General features: G+C 61.5%; 18 protein-coding genes. 15 read left to right on the top strand and 3 right to left on the bottom strand.

The window, feature by feature from the left end; translation table 11 throughout:
- Positions 1-417: 417 nt before the first annotated feature.
- The 3 genes from AC1RO0_RS21925 to AC1RO0_RS21915 all read left to right on the top strand — a co-directional run bounded on the left by AC1RO0_RS21925 (position 418) and on the right by AC1RO0_RS21915 (position 5,855).
- Positions 418-2,214, top strand: a complete 1,797-nt coding sequence (locus tag AC1RO0_RS21925) for an acyl-CoA dehydrogenase C-terminal domain-containing protein (protein WP_498594883.1) — start codon at positions 418-420, stop codon at positions 2,212-2,214.
- 207 nt (positions 2,215-2,421) lie between these two features.
- Positions 2,422-3,630, top strand: a complete 1,209-nt coding sequence (locus tag AC1RO0_RS21920; protein ID WP_498594882.1) for an acetyl-CoA C-acetyltransferase — start codon at positions 2,422-2,424, stop codon at positions 3,628-3,630.
- Positions 3,631-3,644: 14 nt separating this feature from the next.
- A complete protein-coding gene (locus AC1RO0_RS21915; protein ID WP_498594881.1) occupies positions 3,645-5,855 on the top strand; it encodes a 3-hydroxyacyl-CoA dehydrogenase NAD-binding domain-containing protein in 2,211 nt (736 codons plus the stop codon).
- A gap of 108 nt (positions 5,856-5,963) precedes the next feature.
- Here AC1RO0_RS21915 and AC1RO0_RS21910 read toward each other — a convergent pair whose 3' ends face one another.
- Positions 5,964-7,175, bottom strand: coding sequence for an MFS transporter (locus tag AC1RO0_RS21910; protein WP_498594880.1), 1,212 nt, complete (start codon positions 7,173-7,175; stop codon positions 5,964-5,966).
- A gap of 142 nt (positions 7,176-7,317) precedes the next feature.
- Between AC1RO0_RS21910 and AC1RO0_RS21905 the strand changes: the two genes are divergently transcribed.
- From AC1RO0_RS21905 to galE, 4 genes are all read left to right on the top strand, one after another.
- On the top strand, positions 7,318-7,884 hold the full coding sequence (locus AC1RO0_RS21905; RefSeq protein WP_498594879.1) for a TetR/AcrR family transcriptional regulator: 567 nt from the start codon (positions 7,318-7,320) through the stop codon (positions 7,882-7,884).
- A 250-nt stretch (positions 7,885-8,134) separates the two neighbouring features.
- Complete coding sequence (gene mscL, locus AC1RO0_RS21900; RefSeq protein ID WP_498594878.1) at positions 8,135-8,560, top strand: large conductance mechanosensitive channel protein MscL; 426 nt, start codon at positions 8,135-8,137, stop codon at positions 8,558-8,560.
- A 146-nt stretch (positions 8,561-8,706) separates the two neighbouring features.
- A complete protein-coding gene (locus AC1RO0_RS21895) occupies positions 8,707-9,873 on the top strand; it encodes a pyridoxal phosphate-dependent aminotransferase (RefSeq protein ID WP_498594877.1) in 1,167 nt (388 codons plus the stop codon).
- 225 nt (positions 9,874-10,098) lie between these two features.
- Complete coding sequence (gene galE, locus AC1RO0_RS21890; protein ID WP_498594876.1) at positions 10,099-11,133, top strand: UDP-glucose 4-epimerase GalE; 1,035 nt, start codon at positions 10,099-10,101, stop codon at positions 11,131-11,133.
- 10 nt (positions 11,134-11,143) lie between these two features.
- Here the strand turns inward: galE and AC1RO0_RS21885 are convergent, their stop codons facing one another.
- Positions 11,144-12,061 carry a LysR family transcriptional regulator gene (locus AC1RO0_RS21885; RefSeq protein ID WP_498594875.1) on the bottom strand — a complete coding sequence of 306 codons (918 nt, stop codon included), beginning with the start codon at positions 12,059-12,061 and terminating at the stop codon, positions 11,144-11,146.
- A gap of 171 nt (positions 12,062-12,232) precedes the next feature.
- On the opposite strand from AC1RO0_RS21885, the gene AC1RO0_RS21880 reads away from it, so the two are divergent.
- From AC1RO0_RS21880 to mmsB, 8 genes are read left to right on the top strand one after another with little or no spacing between them, the layout of a single operon-like run.
- Positions 12,233-13,441 carry an ABC transporter substrate-binding protein gene (locus AC1RO0_RS21880; protein WP_007695670.1) on the top strand — a complete coding sequence of 403 codons (1,209 nt, stop codon included), beginning with the start codon at positions 12,233-12,235 and terminating at the stop codon, positions 13,439-13,441.
- Positions 13,442-13,457: 16 nt separating this feature from the next.
- Positions 13,458-14,240 carry an ABC transporter ATP-binding protein gene (locus AC1RO0_RS21875; protein WP_498594874.1) on the top strand — a complete coding sequence of 261 codons (783 nt, stop codon included), beginning with the start codon at positions 13,458-13,460 and terminating at the stop codon, positions 14,238-14,240.
- Between the two features lie 2 nt (positions 14,241-14,242).
- Positions 14,243-14,944: an ABC transporter ATP-binding protein gene (locus tag AC1RO0_RS21870; RefSeq protein WP_498594873.1), complete on the top strand. Its 702-nt coding sequence runs from the start codon at positions 14,243-14,245 to the stop codon at positions 14,942-14,944.
- Positions 14,945-14,948: 4 nt separating this feature from the next.
- Positions 14,949-15,836: a branched-chain amino acid ABC transporter permease gene (locus tag AC1RO0_RS21865; RefSeq protein ID WP_498594872.1), complete on the top strand. Its 888-nt coding sequence runs from the start codon at positions 14,949-14,951 to the stop codon at positions 15,834-15,836.
- 1 nt (position 15,837) lies between these two features.
- The gene (locus AC1RO0_RS21860) at positions 15,838-16,821 is read left to right on the top strand and encodes a branched-chain amino acid ABC transporter permease (protein WP_498594871.1); all 984 of its coding nucleotides are present in this window, start codon (positions 15,838-15,840) and stop codon (positions 16,819-16,821) included.
- A gap of 11 nt (positions 16,822-16,832) precedes the next feature.
- Positions 16,833-18,428: a GMC family oxidoreductase gene (locus AC1RO0_RS21855; protein ID WP_498594870.1), complete on the top strand. Its 1,596-nt coding sequence runs from the start codon at positions 16,833-16,835 to the stop codon at positions 18,426-18,428.
- Between the two features lie 40 nt (positions 18,429-18,468).
- Positions 18,469-19,524, top strand: coding sequence for an enoyl-CoA hydratase/isomerase family protein (locus tag AC1RO0_RS21850; RefSeq protein ID WP_498594869.1), 1,056 nt, complete (start codon positions 18,469-18,471; stop codon positions 19,522-19,524).
- 24 nt (positions 19,525-19,548) lie between these two features.
- Positions 19,549-20,430, top strand: a complete 882-nt coding sequence (mmsB, locus tag AC1RO0_RS21845) for a 3-hydroxyisobutyrate dehydrogenase (RefSeq protein WP_498594868.1) — start codon at positions 19,549-19,551, stop codon at positions 20,428-20,430.
- Between the two features lie 60 nt (positions 20,431-20,490).
- Here mmsB and AC1RO0_RS21840 read toward each other — a convergent pair whose 3' ends face one another.
- A complete protein-coding gene (locus AC1RO0_RS21840; protein WP_498594867.1) occupies positions 20,491-22,560 on the bottom strand; it encodes an ATP-dependent helicase in 2,070 nt (689 codons plus the stop codon).
- Positions 22,561-22,783: the final 223 nt, after the last annotated feature.

The following is a 22,783-nucleotide window of genomic DNA, read 5'->3' as shown; positions in this document are numbered from 1 at the left end:
GCGTTCTCAGCGCAAGATCGCATCCCACCGTTCGGAAAGGGATGATTTGGTAGGCTTTCCTCAGACCGAGCCGCGAAACGGCGCTTCCCCGAACCATATTGATGAAGGAAGCGCGAAGCATCGCTGCTCATCCCGCACAATCTATGAAACGTGGTAAACAACCCGTTAAGTTTTGCCGAAATCTTAACCTTTTATTTCGGTCTTGTTATTGAATATGTTCATGTTCTTATAAATGTGGCGGGCGCGATACCGGTCGGATCCTGCCTTTGTTCCCGATAGCCCGAAATCGACTTCCTCGCTTGCTTAAAAAATCGCACCGTCACTCAAATTTGACGTTTACGCAAACGTCAATATTTTGTAAGACTAGCTCAAAGGCCGGAATACGAGGTCCGGCACCGAATTGGAGGAATTCGAAAAATGCCAGTCTACAAGGCCCCGGTGACCGATACGCTCTTCGTCCTGAACGACGTACTTGGGCTGGAACGCTACAACAATCTGCCGGGCTTTGCCGAGGCCAGCCCCGACATGATCGAGGCGATCGTCGGCGAGGCTGCGAAGCTGGCGGAAGAGGTGCTTTTCCCGCTGAATTATTCCGGCGATCAGGAAGGCTGCGTGCGCCACGACGACGCCACGGTCTCGACGCCGAAGGGTTTCAAGCAAGGGTATCAGGCCTATTGCGAAGGCGGCTGGATCGGCCTTGCCGTGCCGGAAGAGTTCGGCGGGCAGGGGCTTCCCTATACGTTGCACGCCGCCGTCGGCGAATATACCTCCGCCGCCAACATGTCGCTGATGATGTATCCCGGCCTGACGCAGGGCGCGATCGCCGCGATCCTCGTGCATGGTTCCGACGAGCAGAAGCGCACCTATCTCCCGAAGATGGTCGAGGGCACATGGTCCGGCACCATGAACCTTACCGAGCCGCATTGCGGCACCGATCTCGGCCTGCTGCGCACCAAGGCAGTGCCGCAAGGTGACGGCAGCTACAAGATTTCCGGCCAGAAGATCTTCATCTCCGCCGGCGAACATGACATGACCGACAATATCGTCCATCTGGTGCTTGCCCGCATCGAGGGCGCGCCGGAAGGCACCAAGGGCATCTCGCTGTTCATCGTGCCGAAATACATGGTGAAGGAAGACGGCTCGCTCGGCGCCCGCAACCCGGTTTCCTGCGGCGCCATCGAGCACAAGATGGGCATTCACGGCAACGCCACCTGCGTCATGAACTATGACGAGGCGACCGGCTTCCTCATCGGCGCCGAGAACAAGGGCCTCAACGCCATGTTCGTGATGATGAACGAGGCACGCCTCGGTGTCGGTCTGCAGGGTCTGTCGATCGCCGAGATCGCTTACCAGAATGCCGCCGCCTATGCCCGCGACCGCATCCAGGGCCGCTCGCTCTCCGGCCCGAAGGCGCCGGACAAGAAGGCAGACCCCATCATCGTCCATCCCGATATCCGCCGCACGCTGATGACCATCCGCGCCTTCAACGAGGCCGGCCGCGCCTTCCTGCTCTGGACGGCGCTGAAGTCTGACATCGCTCATCGCTCTGAGGACGAAAAGGAGCGGCAGGCCGCCGACGATATTCTCGGTCTGGCGACGCCGATCCTCAAGGGCGTCCTCACCGACAAGGGCTTCGATCATGCCGTCATGGCGCAGCAGGTCTTTGGCGGCCACGGCTATATCGAAGAGCATGGCATGAGCCAGTATGTTCGCGATGCCCGCATCACCATGATCTATGAGGGCGCCAATGGCATCCAGGCGCTCGATCTCGTCGGCCGCAAGCTGGCGTTGAATGGCGGTCGCGCCGTCATGGCTCTGTTCAAGGAAATCGGCGATTTCTGCGAGGAGAACCGCAACGACGAGCAGCTGGGTTTCTTCACCAAGCACCTGAAGAAGGGCTTGAACGACGCCCAGGCCGCGACCATGTGGTTCATGCAGAATGCCATGGCCAAGCCCGACAATGCCGGCGCCGGCTCGACCGACTACATGCACCTCTTCGGCCTCGTCGTCCTCGGCTATATGTGGGCGAAGATGGCAAAGGCGGCGCAGGATGGCCTTGCGAACGGCGACACCGCGCGCGAGGATTATCTGAAGAACAAGCTTGTCACGGCACGGTTCTACATGGAGCGCATCATGCCGGAAACGGCACTGCGCAAGGCCCGCATCGAAGCCGGCGCCGACACGATGATGGAACTGGCCGCGGAAGCGTTTTGATGGGAATCCCCTTCTCCCCTTGGGGAGAAGGTGCCCGAAGGGCGGATGAGGGAGCGAGGAGCAGAGCTCCGAGGCCTTGAGCGGCAAGCGAAAGGCAGCCTTACGGTGCAACGCCCCCTCAACCTGCGCTAACGCGCATCCTTCTCCCCGGCGGGGAGAAGGTGGGTAATGAATACAACGGCGCTTGCCGCCGCAGGGAGATGAGACATGACTGAGGTTTTCATTTACGACCATGTGCGTACGCCGCGCGGGCGCGGCAAGAAGGATGGATCGCTGCACGAAGTGCCGTCCGTCCGTCTGGCCGCCAAGACGCTCGAGGCGATCCGCGATCGCAATGGGCTCGACACCGGGACGGTGGACGACATCATCATGGGCTGCGTCGATCCGGTCATGGAAGCCGGCGCCGTCATCCCGAGGGGCGCTGCCTTCGAAGCGGGCTACTCCACCAAAGCGCCCGGCATGCAGATCTCGCGCTTCTGCGCTTCCGGGCTCGATGCCGTGAATTTCGGCGCGGCCAAGATCGCACAAGGGGCTGACGATATCGTCATTGCCGGCGGCGTCGAGAGCATGTCGCGCGTCGGTCTCGGCATGTCCGGCGGCGCCTGGTTCATGGACCCGTCGGTCAATTTTCCGGCCTATTTCATGCCGCAGGGCGTCTCCGCCGATCTGATCGCCACCAAATACGGCTTCTCCCGTGATGACGTCGACGCCTATGCGGTCGAAAGCCAGAAGCGGGCGGCGAATGCCTGGGAGAAGGGCTATTTCAAGAATTCCGTCGTGCCGGTGAAGGATATCAACGGCCTGACCATTCTTGACCGCGACGAGCATATGCGCCCCGGCACCGACATGCAGGCGCTGGCTTCCCTTAATCCGTCCTTCCAGATGCCCGGCGAGATGGGCGGCTTCGAAGCTGTCGGCATCCAGGCGCATCCGGAAGTCGAGCGCATCAATTATGTGCATCACGCCGGCAATTCCTCGGGGATCGTTGATGGCGCCGCTGCCGTGTTGCTCGGTTCCAAGGCGGGCGGTAAGAGCATGGGGCTGAAGCCGCGCGGCCGCATCAAGGCCTTCGCCAATATCGGCTCCGACCCGGCGCTGATGCTGACCGGCCCGGTCGACGTCACGGAAAAGCTCCTGAAGCGCACCGGCATGTCGCTTGCCGATATCGATCTGTTCGAGCTCAACGAAGCCTTTGCCGCCGTCGTGCTGCGCTACATGCAGGCTTTCGAGATTTCGCATGACAAGATCAACGTCAATGGTGGCGCCATCGCCATGGGCCATCCGCTGGGCGCCACCGGCGCGATGATCCTCGGCACGGTGCTGGACGAGCTGGAACGCCGCGATCTGAACGTGGCACTGGTCACGCTCTGCATCGGCGCCGGCATGGGCACGGCCACGATCGTCGAACGCGTCTGAGGGAGGGGAAAGCAATGGCTTACACAAATTTCACCATCGAGACCGACGCAGACGGCATCGCACTCGTCACCTGGGACATGCCCGGCAAATCCATGAACGTCTTCACCTCCGAGGTGATGGACGAGCTGAATGCCATCATCGACGCGACTGTTGCCGACGCGGCGGTCAAGGGCGTCGTCTTTACCTCCGGCAAGTCCTCCTTCTCCGGCGGCGCTGATCTCTCGATGATCAAGTCGATGTTCTCTTTCTATCAGGATGAGAAGGCGAAGGAGCCGGCCGGCGCCGCGCAAAAACTTTTCGATCTCGTCGGCCGTATGACGGGCCTGTTCCGCAAGCTGGAAACCTGTGGCAAGCCGTGGGTATCGGCCATCAACGGCACCTGCATGGGCGGTGCCTTTGAGCTGTCGCTCGCCTGCCATGGCCGCGTTGCCTCCAGCGCCAAGAGCGTCAAGATCGCACTGCCCGAAGTCAAGGTCGGCATTTTCCCCGGCGCTGGCGGCACGCAGCGTGTGTCACGGCTGACGGATGCGCAGTCCGCCCTGCAGATGATGACCACCGGCCAGTCGCTGACGGCGGTGCGCGCCAAGGCGATGAACCTGGTGCATCAGGTGGTCGAGCCGGATCAGCTGATCCCGGCTGCCAAGCAGATGATCAAGGACGGGCTGAAGCCGGTCGCACCCTGGGACGAAAAGGGCTTCAAGGCGCCCGGCGGCGGCATCTGGACGCCGGCTGCTGCGCAGCTCTGGCCGGCCGCACCGGCTATCCTTCGCCGCGAAACCTCGGGCAATTACCCGGCAGCGCTCGCCATTCTCAAATGCGTCTATGAAGGCCTGCAAGTCCCCTTCGACACCGGCCTGAAGATCGAGCAGCGCTATTTCACCCAGGTGCTGCAGACCACCGAAGCCTATTCGATGATCCGCTCGCTGTTCATCTCCATGCAGGAACTCGGCAAGGGCGCCCGCCGTCCGGCCGGACAGCCGAAAACGGTGCTGAAGAAAGTCGGCGTCGTCGGCGCGGGCTTCATGGGCGCCTCCATCGCTTATGTCACTGCCGCCGCCGGCTTGCCCGTCACCCTGATCGACCGCGATCTGGAGGCTGCCGGCAAGGGCAAGAGCGTTGGCGAAGGTCTGGTGAAGGATGCAATTGGTAAGGGAAGGCTGACGCAGGAAGATGGCGCAGCGCTACTCTCTCGCATCACGCCATCTGCCACCTACGCCGATCTCAGCGATGCCGATCTCGTCATCGAAGCGGTGTTCGAGGATCGTGAAGTGAAGAAGGCGGTCATCGAGGCGGTCGAAGCCGTGCTGCCGGAAGGCGCCATCTTTGCCTCCAACACCTCGACGCTGCCGATCTCCGGCCTTGCGAAGAACTCCAAGCGTCCCGCTGATTTCATCGGCGTCCATTTCTTCTCGCCGGTCGAGAAGATGATGCTGACCGAAGTCATCCTTGGCAAGGAAACGGGCGACCGTGCGCTTGCCGTGGCGCTCGACTATGTCGCCGCGATCAAGAAGACGCCGATCGTCGTCAATGATACTCGCGGCTTCTTCGTCAATCGCTGCGTCTTCCGCTACATCCATGAAGCCTATGACATGCTGATCGAAGGCGTGCCGCCGACAATGATCGAAAACGCTGCGAAAATGGCCGGCATGCCGGTCGGCCCGCTGGCGCTGAACGACGAAGTCGCCATCGATCTATCCTATAAGATCCTGAAAGCGACCGTCGCCGATCTCGGCGAGAAAGCCGTCGACCCGCGTCACATGCAGCTGGTCAGCGGTCTTGTGGAGGGCGAGGGTCGCCTCGGCCGGAAGAATTCCAAGGGCTTCTACGATTACCCACCGAAGCCGGCTAAGAAATCGCTTTGGCCGGGCCTGAAGGACCTCTATCCGCAGAAGAAGGCGGACGAGATCGATGTCACCGTGTTGAAGCAGCGCTTCCTCGCCACCATCGCGCTGGAAGCCGCCCGCACCATGGAAGAGGGCATCGTCACCGATCCGCGCGAAGCCGATGTCGGCTCCATCCTCGGCTTCGGTTTCGCCCCCTATACCGGCGGCGCGCTCTCCTACATCGACGGCATGGGCGTCAAAGCCTTCGTGAGCCTCTGCGAAACACTGGCCAAGACCTACGGTCCGCATTTCGCGCCGACGGCACTTCTCAAGGACATGGCGGCTAAGGGCGAGACGTTTTACGGACGGTTCGATCCGTATGGCGTGAAAGCTGCTGCCTGAGGATCGATTTCTTTCGAGCATAAAAGAGGGCCGTTCCCGCCGGGAGCGGCCCTTTTCGTTTGTCTGCGATTTTGAGGATCACCCTTTCGCTGCGGATAGGAGGGCGCCTTATCCAGAAGCCGCCACCTTTTCCCTTCCGGCCCACAGAGCCAGCACACCGCTGCCCACCAGCAGCAGGATGGCGATCGCGTAGATGTCTGTGGTTTCCGTATATCCCACGGCCTTTGACAGGAAGCCGGCGAGGATGGCGGGGAGGCTGAAGGCGAGGTAGCTCTGAATGTAGTAGGCCGAGAGCAGGCCGGCGCGTTCGTCGGGCTTGGCGAGAGGCATGATGCTGCGCACGGCGGCGACGAAATTGGTGCCGAGGCCGGCGCCGGCGATCAGTGTGCCACCGATCAGGACCGGTACTTGAGCCATATGTACGCCGGCGACGATGGTGAGAATGCCGAGCGTCATGGTTGATATCCCGAACGTCAGCGTCGTTGCCGCTGGTTTTTTACGCAGCAAGAATACAGTCGTCGCAGCGCTGATCGTCAGTGCGGCAACCACTGAGCCGCCGACGAGAGGTGCGGTGCTGCCTGTTGTGGTACTCACCAGCGATGGGACCAGTGAGAGATAAAAGCCGGCCAAGGCCCAGACCGCAATATTGATCGGCGTTAGCGCGAGCAGCGTTCGGCGAGCCTGCGGCGGCACGATCACCTCAGGCTTCAGCGAGGCAAAAAGGCCAGCCCTGCGTTGCGTCGTTTCCGGCACTCTCCATAGCAAAGCGGCCTGCGCCACGAGAAGGACGAGCACGATGGCATAGACGAGGAACATCGGCTCCGGCGCATATTGCACCAGGGCGCTGGTGCCGATCGCGCCGATCGCCATGCCTGTCAGAGGCGCGATGCTGTTGGTGATCGAACCCTTGGCCGGATCGAGATCGACAAGGGCGGCGCCGATCGAGCTTGCCGCCGCACCCGTGGCAAAGCCTTGTACGATGCGGGAGGCGATCAGCCAATTCGGACCATCGGCCATTAAAAATAGCGCCATCGCCACCATATTGAGGATGAGCGAGGCAAAGACCACCGGCCGGCGCCCGAGGTGATCGGAAATCGAGCCGACGATCAGCAGCGAGAGGAGGAGCGCGAAGGCATAGACGGCGAAGATTACCGTGATCAGTATCGGCGAGAAGGTAAAGGCCTGCTGATAGATGCGGTAGAGCGGCGTTGGCGCAGAGGAGGCGGCAAAGAAGGTGGCGCTGGTGGCGGCATAAAAGAGCGGCGCTAACCGTCTGCCGAGCGGGTTCTGTGAATTGGCGGTGGATTCGATCGTAGTCATCGCCTATATCCTGCCTTAAAGCTAAGATGTTGCGTTAGGTTGGATATAGTGTCTCGCGTAACTAAAAGCAAATAATTTGCGTTAGTGGCGTGTCACTGTTTGCACACACCACCGGCAGCAAAGGGAAAGATTGGCATAGTTCATGGTTTCCAGGGAAAATCCGCGTCCGGGTGGGCGCAGCGCCAGGGTTCAGGCCTCGGTGCATCAGGCGGTTCGCGATATGCTGGCCGTGATGGACCGCGCAGAGGTAACGATCCCGCTGATCGCTCAACGCGCCAATGTGACGCCGTCGACGATCTATCGCCGTTGGGGTGATTTGCAGGAGCTGTTGGCCGACGTCGCCGCGTCGCGCCTGCAGCCGGAGACGGAACCGGCGGAGATCGGTAGCGTTCGCGCGGACCTGCAGGCGTGGACCGAGCAATATGCCGATGAAATGTCCTCCGGCGCGGGGCGTGAGATGATCCGGGATATCCTGTCGGTGCCGGATACGGCCAATGCGGAAAAATGCAGCGGCTACACGCAGCAGCAATTGCGCGTCCTCATCGCCCGGGCGCAGGAGCGGGGAGAGCCGTTCCCAACACTTATCGAACTGATGGATTACGTCATCTCGCCGATCATGTACCGGATCCTCTTCGAGCAGCCACCGAGCAACGATTGCGTTCGCGGGCTGATCTCGCGGGTGATGCCGGAGGCCGTGGCCAAATCCTGAAGCAACGGTCTGGTCCCAGCGAATCACTCGCCGTCAGCACTGACGTCTTTTCATCGTTTTGGTTGTGTTACCTGCAACTGACGAACAAGTAAGCCTGCGACCGCACTTTAAGATTGCTTCATTCGAGCAGTTAGCGTGGGATATACGCTCGCGCGTTAACCATCATGTTAGTTCGCTATTGAAAAATAATACAAAAGATGGTGCTAATAGTTAACGATGAATTCAATGGCAACGCAAAGGGGACTACTCAATGCTGAATGAATTCAAGGCATTTATCGCCAAAGGCAATGTCATGGATCTCGCGGTCGGCGTGATCATCGGCGGCGCCTTCGGAGGTATCGTAAAATCACTGGTTGATGATATCATCATGCCAATCGTCGGCGCGATTTTCGGCGGCTTCGATTTCTCGAATTACTTTCTCGGCCTCTCCTCGGCGGTCAACGCCCCGACGCTGGCCGGTGCCCGTGCACAGGGTGCTGTTCTCGCTTACGGTAGCTTCATCACCGTCCTCATCAACTTCCTGATCCTCGCCTGGATCATCTTCATGATGGTCAAGGGCGTGAACACGCTGCGGGCGCAGGTCGAGCGCAAGGACAACACGCCTGCCGCGGCACCACCGCCGCCGGCTGATGTGCAGCTGCTCACCGAAATTCGCGATCTTCTTGCCAAGCGCTAAGTCGCCTCGTTAGATCTGTTCTTCAAAAGCCCCGGCCCGACAAAGGCCGGGGCTTTATTCATCACGGAAATCGATCGGTCGCTAAGGCAAAGTCATAGGATTTCGCAGCCATTCTGCTCTATGAAAGCGAAAACCGGAGACTTTGAATGTCGATTTTGAATAGCCTTAGCCCGCGCGCGCTTGCTGCGCCTGAAAGCGGGATCGTTGAAGTCGTGAATTACGCTCGTGGCCGCGATGGCCTGCTGCCGCTGTGGGTCGGCGAGGGCGATCTGCCGACGCCGGATTTCATCAATCGCGCCGCCATGGCCTCGCTCAACGCCGGCGAAACCTTCTACACCTGGCAACGCGGCATTCCGGAACTGCGCCAGGCCCTATCGGCCTACTACGCCCGGCATTTCGATGTCTCCCTGCCGATGGAGAATTTCTACGTCACCGGCTCGGGCATGCAGGCGATCCAGCTGTCTGTGCAGGCGATCACCTCGCCCGGCGATGAGATGGTTTATCTCACGCCCGCCTGGCCGAATATCGCGGCGGCGCTCGAGATCGCCGGCGCCCGCTCGGTCGGCGTGCCGCTGCAATTCGAAAATGGTAAGTGGACACTCGATCTCGAGCGCCTGAAGGCGGCGATCACGCCGAGGACCAAGGGCCTGTTCATCAACACGCCGTCGAACCCGACCGGCTGGACGGCGACGCACCAGGACTTGTCCGATATCCTGGCGCTCGCCCGCGAGCACGGCCTCTGGATCATGGCCGACGAAATCTACGCGCTTTACTATTATGCCGGTGGCCGTGCGCCCTCCTTCCTCGACATCAAGGAAGCCGACGACAAGATCATGTTCGTCAATTCCTTCTCGAAGAATTGGTCGATGACCGGCTGGCGCGTCGGCTGGATCGTCGCACCGGCCGAGATTGGTCAGGTGATGGAAAACCTCGTGCAGTACTCGACCTCCGGCGTGGCGCAGTTCATGCAGAAGGGGGCGGTTGCCGCACTGAACGACGGCGATGATTTCGTCCGTTCCAACATCGCCAAGGCCACCCGCTCGCGCGATATTCTCTGCGATGCCCTGCTCGCCACCAACCGCGTCCAGACGCTGAAGCCGGATGGCGCGCTTTACGCCTTTCTGAAGATCGACGGCGTCACCGACAGCCGCAAGGCCGCCATCGACATCGTCGACAAGACCGGCGTCGGCCTCGCACCCGGAACGGCCTTCGGCCAGGGTGGCGAACTCTTCCTGCGCGCCTGCTTCCTGCGCGATCCGGCACAGGTGGCGGACGCCGCGGATCGGTTGAGCCGGTATGTTTTGAGTTTGTGAGCCCACAGGCTTGCTGGCAGATGAATTAACAAAACCCGGCCGCTGAGCCGGGTTTTTTGCGTATTTGGCCGAGATCACTAAAATCCCACCAATCCCGGAAAACCCCTCCTAACCATAGCAACAAACTTCCCCTGCCGGCGGCCCACCCAACGCGCGTTTTTAATCAAATCGCACGAATGAAACCCTCATATATCCCCTGCTTAAGACTTGGCGGGGACGCGAAGAATGACGGTGTTGGTGACGGGCGGAGCCGGCTATATCGGCAGCCATATGGTCTGGAAATTGCTGGATGCCGGCGAGGACGTCGTGGTCGTCGACCGCCTGTCCACCGGTTTTCGCTGGGCTGTTCCTTCGGCCGCGCGCTTCTATCTCGGTGATGCCGCCGATGAGGCCCTGTTACAGACGATCTTTGCCGAAAACGATATCGACGCCATCATTCACTTTGCCGGATCCTCGGTCGTGCCGGCCTCGATCGAAGACCCGCTTGGCTATTATGAGAACAATACCGGCAAGACACGCACCCTGATGAGTGCGGCGATCAGGGCCGGTATTCGCCATTTCGTCTTTTCGTCCACCGCCGCGGTCTATGGCTCGCAGCCCGCCGATAGACCGGTGAAGGAAAGCGCGCCCTTGCTGCCGGAAACGCCCTATGGTCAGTCCAAGTTGATGTCGGAGCTGATGCTCCGCGATGCCGCCGCCGCTTACGATTTCCGCTATGTGGCGCTGCGCTATTTCAACGTCGCCGGCGCCGATCCGCAGGGCAGGGCAGGGCAATCGACCGATGGCGCCACCCATCTGGTCAAGGTTGCCTGCGAGGCAGCACTCGGCCGCCGCCGTCAGGTGGAGATCTACGGTACCGACTATCCGACGCATGATGGCACCGGCGTACGTGACTATATCCATGTCTCCGATCTCGTCGACGCGCATCTGATGGCGCTGCGGCATCTGCGAAGCGGCGGGCGGCCGCTTGTCGCCAATTGCGGCTATGGCTTGGGATATTCGGTGCTGGATGTGCTGAACATGGTCATGCGCGTCCATGGCCGAGCCTTTCGGATCCACATGGCGCCGCGCCGGCCGGGCGACACCGCCAGCGTCGTCGCCGACGCCACGCTCGCCCATCGCGAGCTGGGCTGGACGCCAAAGTATAATTGCTTGGAAACGATCGTGCGCTCGTCGCTGGAATGGGAGCTTCAGCTCGCCGACAGAGCCGGTTTCGATGCCAGCGGCTTACGCAAGGTTTTCGCGGCACCGAGCCTCTGATATCGGATATTTAAGCTGATCCGTGGCCAAGAAAGGCCGGCGCATTGCGCTGCACCGCTTCCATCAGAAAATCGATGACGGTGCGCACGCGCGGCGACTGGCGCAGGTCGCGGTGGCAGGTGATCCAATAGTGACGCTTCAGGTCGACGTCCCTAGGCAGCACCATCTGCAGATCCGGATGCCGGCAGGCAATGAAGAACGGCAGGACGCAGAGCCCAAGCCCGTTTTTCGTTGCCGTCAATTGCGCGAAGATGCTGGAACTCTGGAATTGCGGCTTGATGCGCGGATGGATCTCGCCGAGATAGTCGAGGCCGGGCGCGAAGATCATGTCTTCGATATAGCCGATGAAGTCATGGTCCGGCAGATCGTTGCGGCTTTCGACCGGCGGGTGACTGGCAAGGTAGTCCCGCGATCCGTAGACCTGCAGATGATAGTCGGTCAGTTTCTCGGTGAAGTAGGGGCCGGCTTTTGGCGGGTCGAGCACGACGACGATATCGGCTTCCTTGCGCGACAGCGACATGATCTGCTGGATCGTCACCAGCTCCAGCGAGATGTTCGGATAGCGCGCGGTGAACTCCGGCAGCATGGTGGTGAAGAAGAAATTGGAAATACCTTCCGGCGCGCTGATGCGCACGACGCCGCGCTGCGCAGCCGAGCCGACAGTCAGGTCCGCCCGCAGCCGCTCGGTTTCCTGCTCCATCCGCTCGGCCGTGTCGATGAAGCGCTGGCCCATGCCGGTCAGCACGTAGCCGCGCGGATTGCGCTCGAAGAGCTTGACCTTCAAGGCGAATTCCAGCCGGTCGATGCGGCGCGAGACGGTGGCGTGGCTGCTGCGCAATTGTCGCGCGGCGGTCGAAAGCTGCCCCGTCCTCGCCACGGCCAGGAAGAACTGCAGATCGTCCCAGGTGAAATGCGGCGCGCTCTTCATATCTCCCTTTCTGTTCAAAAATGAACAGACCTTGTTTGGAATTAGTTCCAAACATCGCTTGCGTCAACGCGCGATTTCCGTGATCTTGAATGTTAGGAAAGTCGTTTTGAGGAGAACGGCTCGCCAAATTTGAACAGATTGATGTTTGCCAAATCTCTGGGAGGAGAGGATATGCGAAAGAGTCTCATTGCATCCCTGGCACTTCTGCTTGCATCCGGCACCGCGGCTTTCGCTGCCGGCGCGTCGGACGGCGTGGTGAAGATCGGTATCCTGAACGACCAGTCGGGCGTTTATGCCGACTTCGGCGGCAAGTCCTCGGTGGAAGCGGCCAAGATGGCCGCGGAGGATTTCGGCGGCAAGGTGTTGGGCGTGCCGATCGAGATCATCAATGCCGATCACCAGAACAAGCCGGATATCGCCTCCAACATTGCGCGGCAATGGTATGACCAGGATAAGGTCGATGCCATCATGGAGCTGACGACCTCGTCGGTCGCGCTGGCCGTGCAGGCCGTCGCCAAGGAAAAGAAGAAGATCGACATCGTCACGGGCGCTGCGACCACCGATCTCACCGGCAAACAATGCTCGCCCTATGGCTTCCACTGGGCCTATGACACGCATGCGCTGGCCGTCGGCACCGGCGGCGCGCTGGTGAAGCAAGGTGGCGACACCTGGTTCTTCCTGACCGCCGACTATGCCTTCGGCTATTCGCTGGAGCAGCAGACCGGGGATTACGTCAAGGCAAGCGGCGGCAAGATCCTCGGCTCGGTGCGTCATCCGCTGTCGACCAACGACTTCTCGTCCTTCCTGCTGCAGGCGCAATCGTCCGGCGCCAAGGTCATCGGCCTTGCCAATGCCGGCCTCGACACGGCGAATGCCATCAAGCAGGCATCGGAATTCGGCATCACCCAGGGCGGCCAGCATCTGGCGGCGCTGCTCTTCACGCTTGCCGAAGTCCACGGCCTCGGCCTGCAGGCGGCGCAGGGGCTGACGCTGACCGAGGGCTATTACTGGAACCTCGACGACAAGAGCCGCGAGTTCGGCAAGCGCTTCTTCGCCCGCACCGGCAAGATGCCGAACATGATCCATGCCGGCACCTATTCTGCCGTGCTGCAATATCTGAAGGCCGTGCAGAAGGCCGGCACTGACGACACCGAAGCGGTCGCCAAGGAACTACATGAAATGCCGGTGGACGACGTCTTCGGCCGTGGCGGCACGGTCGGCGCCAACGGCCGCATGATCCACGACATGTATTTGCTCCAGGTCAAAAAGCCCGAAGAGAGCAAGGAGCCGTGGGACTATTACAACGTGCTGGCGACGATCCCCGGCAAGGAAGCCTATATCGATCCGGCCAAGAGCGGCTGCGATCTGGTCAAGCCATGACCACGCGGGCGACCTGATGGCGATGTCTGCGACAGAGCAACAGGAAGTGCCACGGGTGGTCTTGTCCGCCCGTGGTCTTCGCCGGGATTTCGGCGGCTTCACGGCCGTCAAGAATGTCGATCTCGATGTGCATGACGCCAGCGTTCACGCCCTGATCGGCCCGAACGGCGCCGGCAAGACGACGGTCTTCAACCTGCTCACCAAGTTCCTGCAGCCGACGCATGGCACCATTACCCTGCTCGGCACCGATATCACTCGAACGAAGCCGGACAAGGTGGCGCGCATGGGACTGGTGCGCTCCTTCCAGATCTCCGCCGTCTTTCCGCATCTGACCGTGCTCGACAATGTCCGCGTCGCCCTACAGCGGCCGAACAATCTGGCGCATCAATTCTGGCTGTCGGTCTCGGCATTGGCGAGCCTTGATGACCGCGCCGAGCAACTGCTCGCGGCCGTCGGCCTGACGAAGGAGCGCGATGCCGTCGCCGCCGATCTCTCCTATGGTCGCAAGCGCGTGCTGGAGATCGCAACGACGCTGGCGCTCGATCCAAAGGTGCTCTTGCTTGATGAACCGATGGCCGGCATGGGGCTGGAGGACGTCAACACCGTCTCCGCCATCATCCGGGAGGTGGCGCGCACCCGCGCGGTGCTGATGGTCGAGCACAATCTCTCCGTCGTCGCCAATATCTGCCACCACGTTACGGTGCTGCAACGCGGCGAGATCCTTGCCGCCGGCGATTACGCCACGGTCAGCCAAGACCCGCGCGTTCGCGAGGCCTATATGGGCACGGAGGAGGACTGACGATGGCGGCGCTGCTCGAAGTCCAGGGCCTCAATGCCTGGTATGGCGAAAGCCACATATTGCATGGCGTCGACATGAAGATCGCCGAGGGCGAGACCATCACCATCCTCGGCCGCAATGGCGTCGGCAAGACGACAACGCTGCGCACCATCGTCGGCATCGTCCGGGCGCGCAAAGGCAAGATCGCCTTTGCCGGCGCCGACATGATGCAGGTGCCGCTGCACAAGACGGCGCATAAAGGCATCGGCTTCGTGCCGGAGGAGCGTGGAATTTTCTCGACGCTCACTGTCCATGAAAACCTGATGCTGCCGCCAGTCGTGGCCGCGGGCGGTATGACCGTGGACGAGATTTTCGAGCTGTTTCCCAATCTGCACGAGCGCCGCAACAGCCCCGGCACCAAGCTCTCCGGCGGCGAGCAGCAGATGCTCGCCATGGCCCGCATCCTGCGTACCGGCGTCCGCATGCTGCTGCTTGATGAACCAACGGAAGGGCTAGCCCCAGTCATCGTCCAGCGCATCGGCGAAGTGTTGCGGAAGCTGAGGGAGCGCGGCATGACCATTTTGTTGGTCGAGCAGAACTTCCGCTTCGCCAGCCGTATCGCCGATCGCTTCTATCTGATGGACCATGGCCAGATGGTCGCGGAATTTCCGGTCGGCGAATTGCCGGAGCGCATGGGCATGCTGCACAAGGTTCTGGGGGTTTGACGCCATGACCACGATATTCGGCATTCCGCTCCAGGCGCTTCTCGGTCAATTGCTGATCGGGCTGATCAACGGTTCCTTCTATGCGCTCTTGAGCCTCGGGCTTGCGATCATCTTCGGCATGCTGCGGGTGATCAATTTCGCCCATGGCGCTTTCTACATGCTCGGGGCCTTCACCGCCTATCTGCTGCTCGCCTATGCCGGTATCGGCTATTGGCCGGCGCTGGTGCTGGCGCCGCTGATCGTCGGCCTGTTCGGCGCCGTGGTCGAGCGATTATGCCTGCGGCAGCTCTACAAGATCGACCCGCTTTATGGCCTGCTCTTCACCTTCGGCATGGCGCTGACCATCGAGGGCACATTCCGCTATCTCTATGGTTCCTCGGGCCAGCCCTATGCGGTGCCGGCAGCACTGGCGGGCGCGAAGAACATCGGTTTCATGTTCCTGCCGGTCTATCGCGGCTGGGTGGTCATCGCCTCGCTCGTGGTCTGCATCGGCACCTGGCTGCTGATCGAAAAGACCAAGCTCGGCGCTTATCTGCGCGCCGCGACGGAAAATTCGGTGCTGGTGCAGGTCTTCGGCGTCAACGTGCCGGTGCTGCTGACGCTGACCTATGGTTTCGGTGTGGCGCTTGCGGCCTTTGCCGGCGTGCTGGCGGCACCCATCTACCAGGTCTCGCCGCTGATGGGATCGAACATGATCATCATCGTCTTCGCCGTCGTGGTCGTCGGCGGCATGGGCTCGATCATGGGCGCCATCGTCACCGGCTATATGCTTGGTGTCGCCGAGGGCCTGACCAAGGTCTTCTATCCGGAAGCTTCCAACATCGTCATCTTCGTGATCATGGCGATCGTGCTGCTCCTCAGGCCCGCGGGCCTCTTTGGTCGGGATGTGTGACATGACGGATATCAGTTCGCCCAAATCCAGTACACGCCCCGCATTGACAGTGCAAAAGCTGCTGCTGCTTGCCGGCCTCGTCATTCTGATCTGGGTACCGTTCTTCATCTACCCGATCTTCGTCATGAAGGTGCTCTGCTTCGCGCTGTTTGCCTGCGCCTTCAACTTGCTGCTTGGCTATACCGGCCTCCTGTCCTTCGGCCACGCCACCTTCTTCGGTGGCGCGGCCTATTTCACAGCGCATGCGGTGAAGGAATGGGGCCTGCCGCCGGAACTAGGCATATTGATCGGCGTCGGCGGCGCGGCGCTGCTCGGCCTGATCATGGGGTTCGTGGCCATCCGTCGTCAGGGTATCTATTTCTCCATGATCACCCTGGCGCTCTCCTACATGTTCTATTTCTTCTGCCTGCAGGCGGAGTTCACCAAGGGCGAGGACGGCATCCAATCGGTGCCGCGCGGCTATCTCTTCGGCGTTCTCGATCTGAACAACGCGTTCAACATGTATTACTTCGTGCTGGCGGTGTTCATCATCGGCGTGCTGATCATCTGGCGTTTCATCAATTCGCCCTTCGGTATGATCCTGAAATCGATCCGCGAAAACGAGCAGCGGGCGATTTCGCTCGGCTATTCCGTGGCGCGCTACAAGCTCGGTGCCTTCGTCATGTCGGCGGCTCTCGCGGGGCTTGCCGGTGCGGTCAAGGCGCTGGTCTTCCAGTTTGCGACGCTCACTGATGTCGCCTGGCAGATGTCCGGCGAGGTGATCCTGATGACCCTGCTTGGCGGCATCGGCACTTTGATCGGCCCGCTCTTCGGCGCCGGCCTGGTGGCGACGCTGGAAAACTATCTCGCCACCTCGGATTTTCCCGTCACCATCATCACCGGCATCGTCTTCATGGTCTGCGTCCTACTCTTCCGCCGTGGCATCATCGGCGAGTTCTACGCATCGCGGCTGGGACGGAAGCTGGGATTTGAATATCGACGTTAAGCTGGCAGAACATGGATCGCTTCGACTACATCATCATCGGCGCCGGCAGTGCCGGCTGCGTGCTGGCTAACCGGCTATCGGCGGACCGCAACACCAGGGTGCTGCTGTTGGAGGCAGGGGGCAGTGACAATTATCACTGGATCCATATCCCGGTTGGCTACCTCTATTGCATCAACAATCCCCGTACCGATTGGTGCTTTACCACCACGCCGGAGGAGGGGCTGAACGGCCGCGCGCTGAACTATCCGCGCGGCAAGGTGCTGGGCGGCTGCTCCTCGATCAACGGCATGATCTATATGCGCGGTCAGGCGCGCGACTACGATCTCTGGCGGCAACTCGGTTGCGCCGGCTGGGGATGGGATGATGTGCTGCCCTATTTCGTGAAGTCCGAAGATCATTACCGAGGCAAGGACGAGATGCACGGCGCCGGCGGCGAATGGCGAGTGGAGAAGGCCCGCGTGCGCTGGGCCGTGCTCGACGCCTTCCAGGCGGCGGCGCGCGAGGCCGGCATTCCCGAAACCGCGGATTTCAATCGCGGCGATAATGAAGGCTCCGGCTATTTCGATGTCAATCAGCGCTCCGGCATCCGTTGGAACACGGCGAAAGCCTTCCTGCGGCCAGCGCTGAAGCAGGGCAATCTTACCGTCCTCACCAAGGCGCAGGTGCGACGCCTGTTGATCGAAGGCGATGCCGTTACCGGCGTCGAATTCCAGCATGACGGGGTGGCGAGGCGCGCCTATGCGACCAAGGAGACGGTTTTGTCCGCCGGCTCGATCGGCTCGCCGCAGATCCTCGAACTCTCCGGCATCGGTCGTGGCGAGGTGTTGAGCGAGGCGGGTATCGACGTGGTGCGCGAGGTCAAGGCGGTCGGGGAGAACCTGCAGGATCATTTGCAGCTGCGTATGGCCTACAAGGTGACGGGTGTGCCGACACTGAACGAGAAGGCGACGTCGATGTTCGGCAAGGCGGCGATCGGGCTGGAATATCTCGTCCGCCGCTCCGGGCCGATGGCGATGGCGCCGAGCCAGCTCGGCATCTTCACGCGCTCTGGTCCCGACAAGGAAACGCCGGACCTGCAATATCATGTGCAGCCGGTCTCGCTCGACAAGTTCGGCGATCCCGTCCATCCCTTTCCGGCGATCACCGCCAGCGTCTGCAATTTGAGGCCGGAGAGCCGCGGCTCGGTGCATATCCAGAGCCCTGATTTCGCCATGCAGCCGGCGATCAGCCCGAATTATCTCTCGGCATCGCGCGACCGCGAAATCGCCGTCCGCTCCATCCGCCTGACGCGGCGCATCGTGGCGCAACCGTCTTTCACCAGGTTCAGGCCGGAAGAGTTCAAGCCCGGTCCTTCCTATCAAACCGATGCCGATCTCGACCGTGCCGCCGGCGATATCGGCACGACGATCTTTCATCCTGTTGGCACCTGCCGCATGGGCAGCGATCCGCAAAGCGTGGTCGATCCGCGCCTGCGGTTTCGGGCACTCTCAAGGCTCAGGATCGCCGACGCCTCGGTGATGCCGTCGATCACCTCGGGCAATACCAACTCGCCGACCATCATGATTGCCGAAAAAGCCGCCGAGATGATCCTTGCCGACAACCGCTGAGCGCCTATTGATTGTCTAGGCAAGGATACGGAGTTTTGGAATGAGCAGCATAGACGAGGTCATCATCGAGCGCCGGGGATCGGCCGGTCTCATCCGTCTCAACCGGCCGCAGGCGTTGAACAGCCTGACATTGCCGATGATCCGGGTGATCGCCACGGCGCTGGATGGCTTCGCCGTCGATCCCTCCATCGCCAGCGTCATCGTCAAGGGAGAGGGCGAGCGCGGCTTTTGCGCCGGCGGCGATATCCGCCTGCTGCATCATAGCGGCAAGGAAAAATCCGATGGCGCCGAGAGCTTCTGGCGCGAGGAGTTCCGTCTCAACCATGCCATTGCCCACTATCCCAAACCCTATGTGGCGCTGATGGACGGCATCACCATGGGCGGCGGCGTCGGTCTCTCGGCGCATGGCAGCCATCGCGTCGTCACCGAGCGCACCCGACTTGCCATGCCCGAAACCGGCATCGGCTACTTTCCCGATGTCGGCGCAACATGGCTCTTGCCACGCGCACCCGGCGAGGCCGGCACCTGGATGGGTTTGACGGGCCTGATCATCAACGCTGCCGACGCCATCCATGCCGGGCTGGCCGATCATGCCGTTGCATCTTCGGATTTGCCGGCCCTGATCGAGGCGATCGCCGCATTGCCTGCCGTGGCATCCCCGGCGGATGTGCACAGGGCGATCTCGGCCAGGGTGCTCGACACCGGGACGAGCCGTCTGGCCGCCAACCGGGACACGATCGACCGGGCCTTCGCTCATGACACCGTCGAGGGCATTCTACAGGCACTCACGCAGGAGCCCGGCGATTTCGCCGCCGAGGCAGCACAAGTGATCGCCGCCCGCTCGCCGACCAGCCTGAAACTCACCTTGCGGCTTCTACGTGCCGGACGGACGAGCACAAGCCTTGCTGAATGCCTGAACCGCGAACTCGGAGCTTGCCTCGGCATATTGTATAATCCGGATTTCTACGAGGGCGTGCGCGCCGCCGTTATCGACAAGGACCGCAATCCGAAATGGTCGCCGGCGAGCTTGGTCGAGGTCGATGCGGCAAGTATCGACCGCTTCTTCGCGCCGGCGCAGCCAGCGCTTTTCGCGTAACGAGGATCATGGGAGGAGAGCATCATGACACGGATCGCATTCATCGGGCTTGGCAATATGGGTGGCCCCATGGCCGCCAATCTGGTCAAGGCCGGCCATGCCGTCATCGGCTTCGACCTCTCGCATGACATGCTGAAGGCGGCCGAGGCGACGGGCGTCAAAGCCGCGAATGTGCTGACCGAGGCGCTGGCGGGCGCCGAAGCCGTCATCACCATGTTGCCGAAAGGTCAGCATGTACTTACCGTTTGGACCGATATCCTGCGTTCCGTGCCGAAGGGCACCTTGCTGATCGACAGCTCCACCATCGATGTCGACAGCGCCCGCAAGGCGCATGCCATGGCCGGCGACGCCGGTTGCCTGTCTCTCGACGCGCCGGTCTCCGGCGGCACCGGCGGTGCCGCGGCGGGAACGCTGACCTTCATGGCCGGCGGTTCGTCGGAGAGCTTTGCGGCTGCCAAGCCGCTTCTGGAAGTCATGGGAAAGAAGATCGTCCATTGCGGCGAAGCCGGCGCCGGGCAGACAGCGAAGATCTGCAACAACATGATCCTCGGCATTTCGATGATCGGCGTCTGCGAAGCCTTCGTTCTCGGCGAAAAGCTTGGCCTGTCGCATCAGGCTTTGTTCGATGTGGCCTCGACTTCCTCCGGCCAGTGCTGGTCGATCAACACCTATTGCCCGGTGCCGGGTCCCGTGCCGACGTCACCAGCCAATAACGACTACAAGCCCGGCTTTGCGGCGGCACTGATGCTGAAGGATCTGCGCCTGTCGCAGGAAGCGGCCCTGTCGAGCGGCGCATCGACACCGCTGGGCGCCGAGGCAGCACAACTCTTCGCTCTGTTCGAAAAACAGGGCAATGGCGGCCGCGATTTCTCGGCGATCATCGAGATGTTCCGGGAGTTAAACTGAACTTAGAGCGGTGACGCAATTTCGGACGGAAAACGGCTACACACTTTTCCTGTAATTGCTTTAGCGCCACATGCCGCGCATCCGTGCCCCGACATCGACGCGCACCTGCCGCGCCTGGATCGCGGACGGGCTGTCTGACCGGGCCTGCGGCCAGCCGCAAACCTCGAAGAATTGCAGGAGCGTCACCGGAATGAAGCGGGTGCGCGAGGCAAAGACATGCCGGTCGCCCTGGGCATGCTGGCCGTGAGTGAAGAAACGCTGTGGGATGACGAGGTCGAGGCTGTCCTTGGCACGAGTCATCGCGACATAGAGCAGCCGCCGCTCCTCCTCGATCTCGGCGGATGATCCGACGGCAAGGTCGGCGGGGATGCAGCCGTCCACGGCGTTGAGGAGGAAGACCTTCGTCCATTCCTGCCCCTTGGCGGAATGGATGGTCGAGAGGATGAGATAGTCTTCGTCGAGCAGCGGTACGCCCGCCTGGTCGCTGGTGGCATCCGGCGGATCGAGCGTCAATTCGGTGAGGAAGCGTTCGCGCGAGCCGTAGCCGCCGGCGATCTGCTCGAGCTGGATCAGGTCCGCCTGGCGCGTCGAGGCATCCTCATGCGCCCGCTCCAGATGCGGCTCGTACCATTGCCGCACAAGACCGATTTCCGCCGGCCATCCGGCCTTGCCGCTCTTCAGCTCCTGCATGGTCGCAACGAAGCTCGTCCAGTCCTCGCCCGAGCGCGGCGGTGCCGGAAATTCGGCAAGCGCCGCCATTGGACTGGCTTCTTCGCCGATATGGTCGAGCACGCGCTGCGCGGTCGAGGGGCCGACGCCTGGAAGCAATTGCATCAGCCGGAAGCCGGCGACCCGGTCGCGCGGGTTCTGGGCGAAACGAAGGGCGGCCAGCATATCCTTGACATGGGCGCTGTCGAGAAACTTCAGCCCTCCGAATTTGACGAAGGGAATATTGCGGCGGGTCAGCTCGATTTCCAGCGGTCCGCTGTGACTTGAGGTGCGGAACAGCACGGCCTGCTGTTTCAGCTTCGCACCGCTCTCGCGGTTTTCCAGTACCTGGTCGGCGATAAAGCGCGCCTGATCGGCCTCGTCGCGCACCGTCACCAGCCGCGGACGCTCGGCGCTCTGCCGCTCCGTGCGCAGGTTCTTGGTGAAGCGCTCCGAGGCGAGGTCGATCACCGCATTGGCGGCGGCGAGGATCGGCTGCGTCGAGCGGTAGTTACGGTCGAGCGTGACGATATTGGCGGCGGGCGTGAAGGCAGCGGGGAAATCGAGAATGTTGCGTACCGTCGCGGCGCGGAAGGAATAGATCGATTGTGCATCGTCGCCGACGACGGTCAGCCCCTGGCCATCGGGCTTCAGCGCCAGGAGGATCGACGATTGCAGCCGGTTGGTATCCTGATATTCGTCCACCAGCACATGGTCGAAGCGGCCGCCAATGTCCTCGGCAATCAGCGGCTCGTGCAGCATATGCGCCCAGTAGAGCAGCAGGTCGTCGTAATCGAGCACGTTCTGCGCCTGCTTGGCCTCGACATAGGCGGCGAAAAGATCGCGCAACTGCTTGTCCCAGCTGGCGCACCAGGGAAAGAAATCGCGCAGCATCTCTTCCAGCGGCGCTTCCGAATTGACGGCGCGGGAATAGATGGCAAGGCACGTCCCCTTGGTCGGGAAGCGGCTTTCCAGCTTGGAGAAGCCGAGATCGTGCCGAATGAGGTTCATCAGGTCGGCGCTGTCCTCGCGGTCGTGGATCGTGAAGGCCGGGTCGAGGCCGATCTGCTCGGCGTAGTCCCTGAGAAGCCGGGCGCCGATGCCGTGAAATGTGCCGGTCCAGGCGAGCGCGTCGGCCATGATGCCGGCATTGGCGCCCAGCACTTCGCGGCAGATGCGCTCGACGCGGCGGCCCATCTCGGCGGCGGCCCGGCGGGAAAAGGTCATCAGCAGGATACGGCGCGGATCGGCGCCCTTGACGATCAGATGAGCGACGCGGTGGGCGAGCGTGTTGGTCTTGCCGGAGCCGGCGCCCGCGATCACCAGCAGCGGCCCGGCAATATGGCTGCCTTCGACCATGGTGCCATGCTCCACCGCCAGCCGCTGCTCCGGGTTCAGCTTTTCCAGATAGGCGGCGCTCATGGGCTCTCCTGAAGGCTTCGCACCGCAGGTGTGCGAACGAGGAATCGGAAGCGAATCATGGTCGCAATCATATCCGAATGTTCGATGAATGTTCCGAATTGACCAAAACTGTCAAGTTCGGCCGGTTTTACACGCCGATGTGACCTTCCCGCCGAAGAACGACTTCAGATTTAATGAATGCCTGCTCGAAAACAGCCTTTTGCGTACTTATGTAACATTTGTG

It is taken from the genome of Rhizobium sp. GW821-FHT14E12, from assembly GCF_058803745.1.
Note: the sequence above shows the minus strand (reverse complement) of the source record. Positions and strands in the feature narration are given on the sequence as shown.

Coding starts and splice junctions, on each gene's coding strand:
- AC1RO0_RS21925 (WP_498594883.1), top strand. CDS start 418: ATGCCAGTCTACAAGGCCCCGGTGACCGATACGCTCTTCGTCCTGAAC.
- AC1RO0_RS21920 (WP_498594882.1), top strand. CDS start 2,422: ATGACTGAGGTTTTCATTTACGACCATGTGCGTACGCCGCGCGGGCGC.
- AC1RO0_RS21915 (WP_498594881.1), top strand. CDS start 3,645: ATGGCTTACACAAATTTCACCATCGAGACCGACGCAGACGGCATCGCA.
- AC1RO0_RS21910 (WP_498594880.1), bottom strand. CDS start 7,175: ATGACTACGATCGAATCCACCGCCAATTCACAGAACCCGCTCGGCAGA.
- AC1RO0_RS21905 (WP_498594879.1), top strand. CDS start 7,318: ATGGTTTCCAGGGAAAATCCGCGTCCGGGTGGGCGCAGCGCCAGGGTT.
- mscL (WP_498594878.1), top strand. CDS start 8,135: ATGCTGAATGAATTCAAGGCATTTATCGCCAAAGGCAATGTCATGGAT.
- AC1RO0_RS21895 (WP_498594877.1), top strand. CDS start 8,707: ATGTCGATTTTGAATAGCCTTAGCCCGCGCGCGCTTGCTGCGCCTGAA.
- galE (WP_498594876.1), top strand. CDS start 10,099: ATGACGGTGTTGGTGACGGGCGGAGCCGGCTATATCGGCAGCCATATG.
- AC1RO0_RS21885 (WP_498594875.1), bottom strand. CDS start 12,061: ATGAAGAGCGCGCCGCATTTCACCTGGGACGATCTGCAGTTCTTCCTG.
- AC1RO0_RS21880 (WP_007695670.1), top strand. CDS start 12,233: ATGCGAAAGAGTCTCATTGCATCCCTGGCACTTCTGCTTGCATCCGGC.
- AC1RO0_RS21875 (WP_498594874.1), top strand. CDS start 13,458: ATGGCGATGTCTGCGACAGAGCAACAGGAAGTGCCACGGGTGGTCTTG.
- AC1RO0_RS21870 (WP_498594873.1), top strand. CDS start 14,243: ATGGCGGCGCTGCTCGAAGTCCAGGGCCTCAATGCCTGGTATGGCGAA.
- AC1RO0_RS21865 (WP_498594872.1), top strand. CDS start 14,949: ATGACCACGATATTCGGCATTCCGCTCCAGGCGCTTCTCGGTCAATTG.
- AC1RO0_RS21860 (WP_498594871.1), top strand. CDS start 15,838: ATGACGGATATCAGTTCGCCCAAATCCAGTACACGCCCCGCATTGACA.
- AC1RO0_RS21855 (WP_498594870.1), top strand. CDS start 16,833: ATGGATCGCTTCGACTACATCATCATCGGCGCCGGCAGTGCCGGCTGC.
- AC1RO0_RS21850 (WP_498594869.1), top strand. CDS start 18,469: ATGAGCAGCATAGACGAGGTCATCATCGAGCGCCGGGGATCGGCCGGT.
- mmsB (WP_498594868.1), top strand. CDS start 19,549: ATGACACGGATCGCATTCATCGGGCTTGGCAATATGGGTGGCCCCATG.
- AC1RO0_RS21840 (WP_498594867.1), bottom strand. CDS start 22,560: ATGAGCGCCGCCTATCTGGAAAAGCTGAACCCGGAGCAGCGGCTGGCG.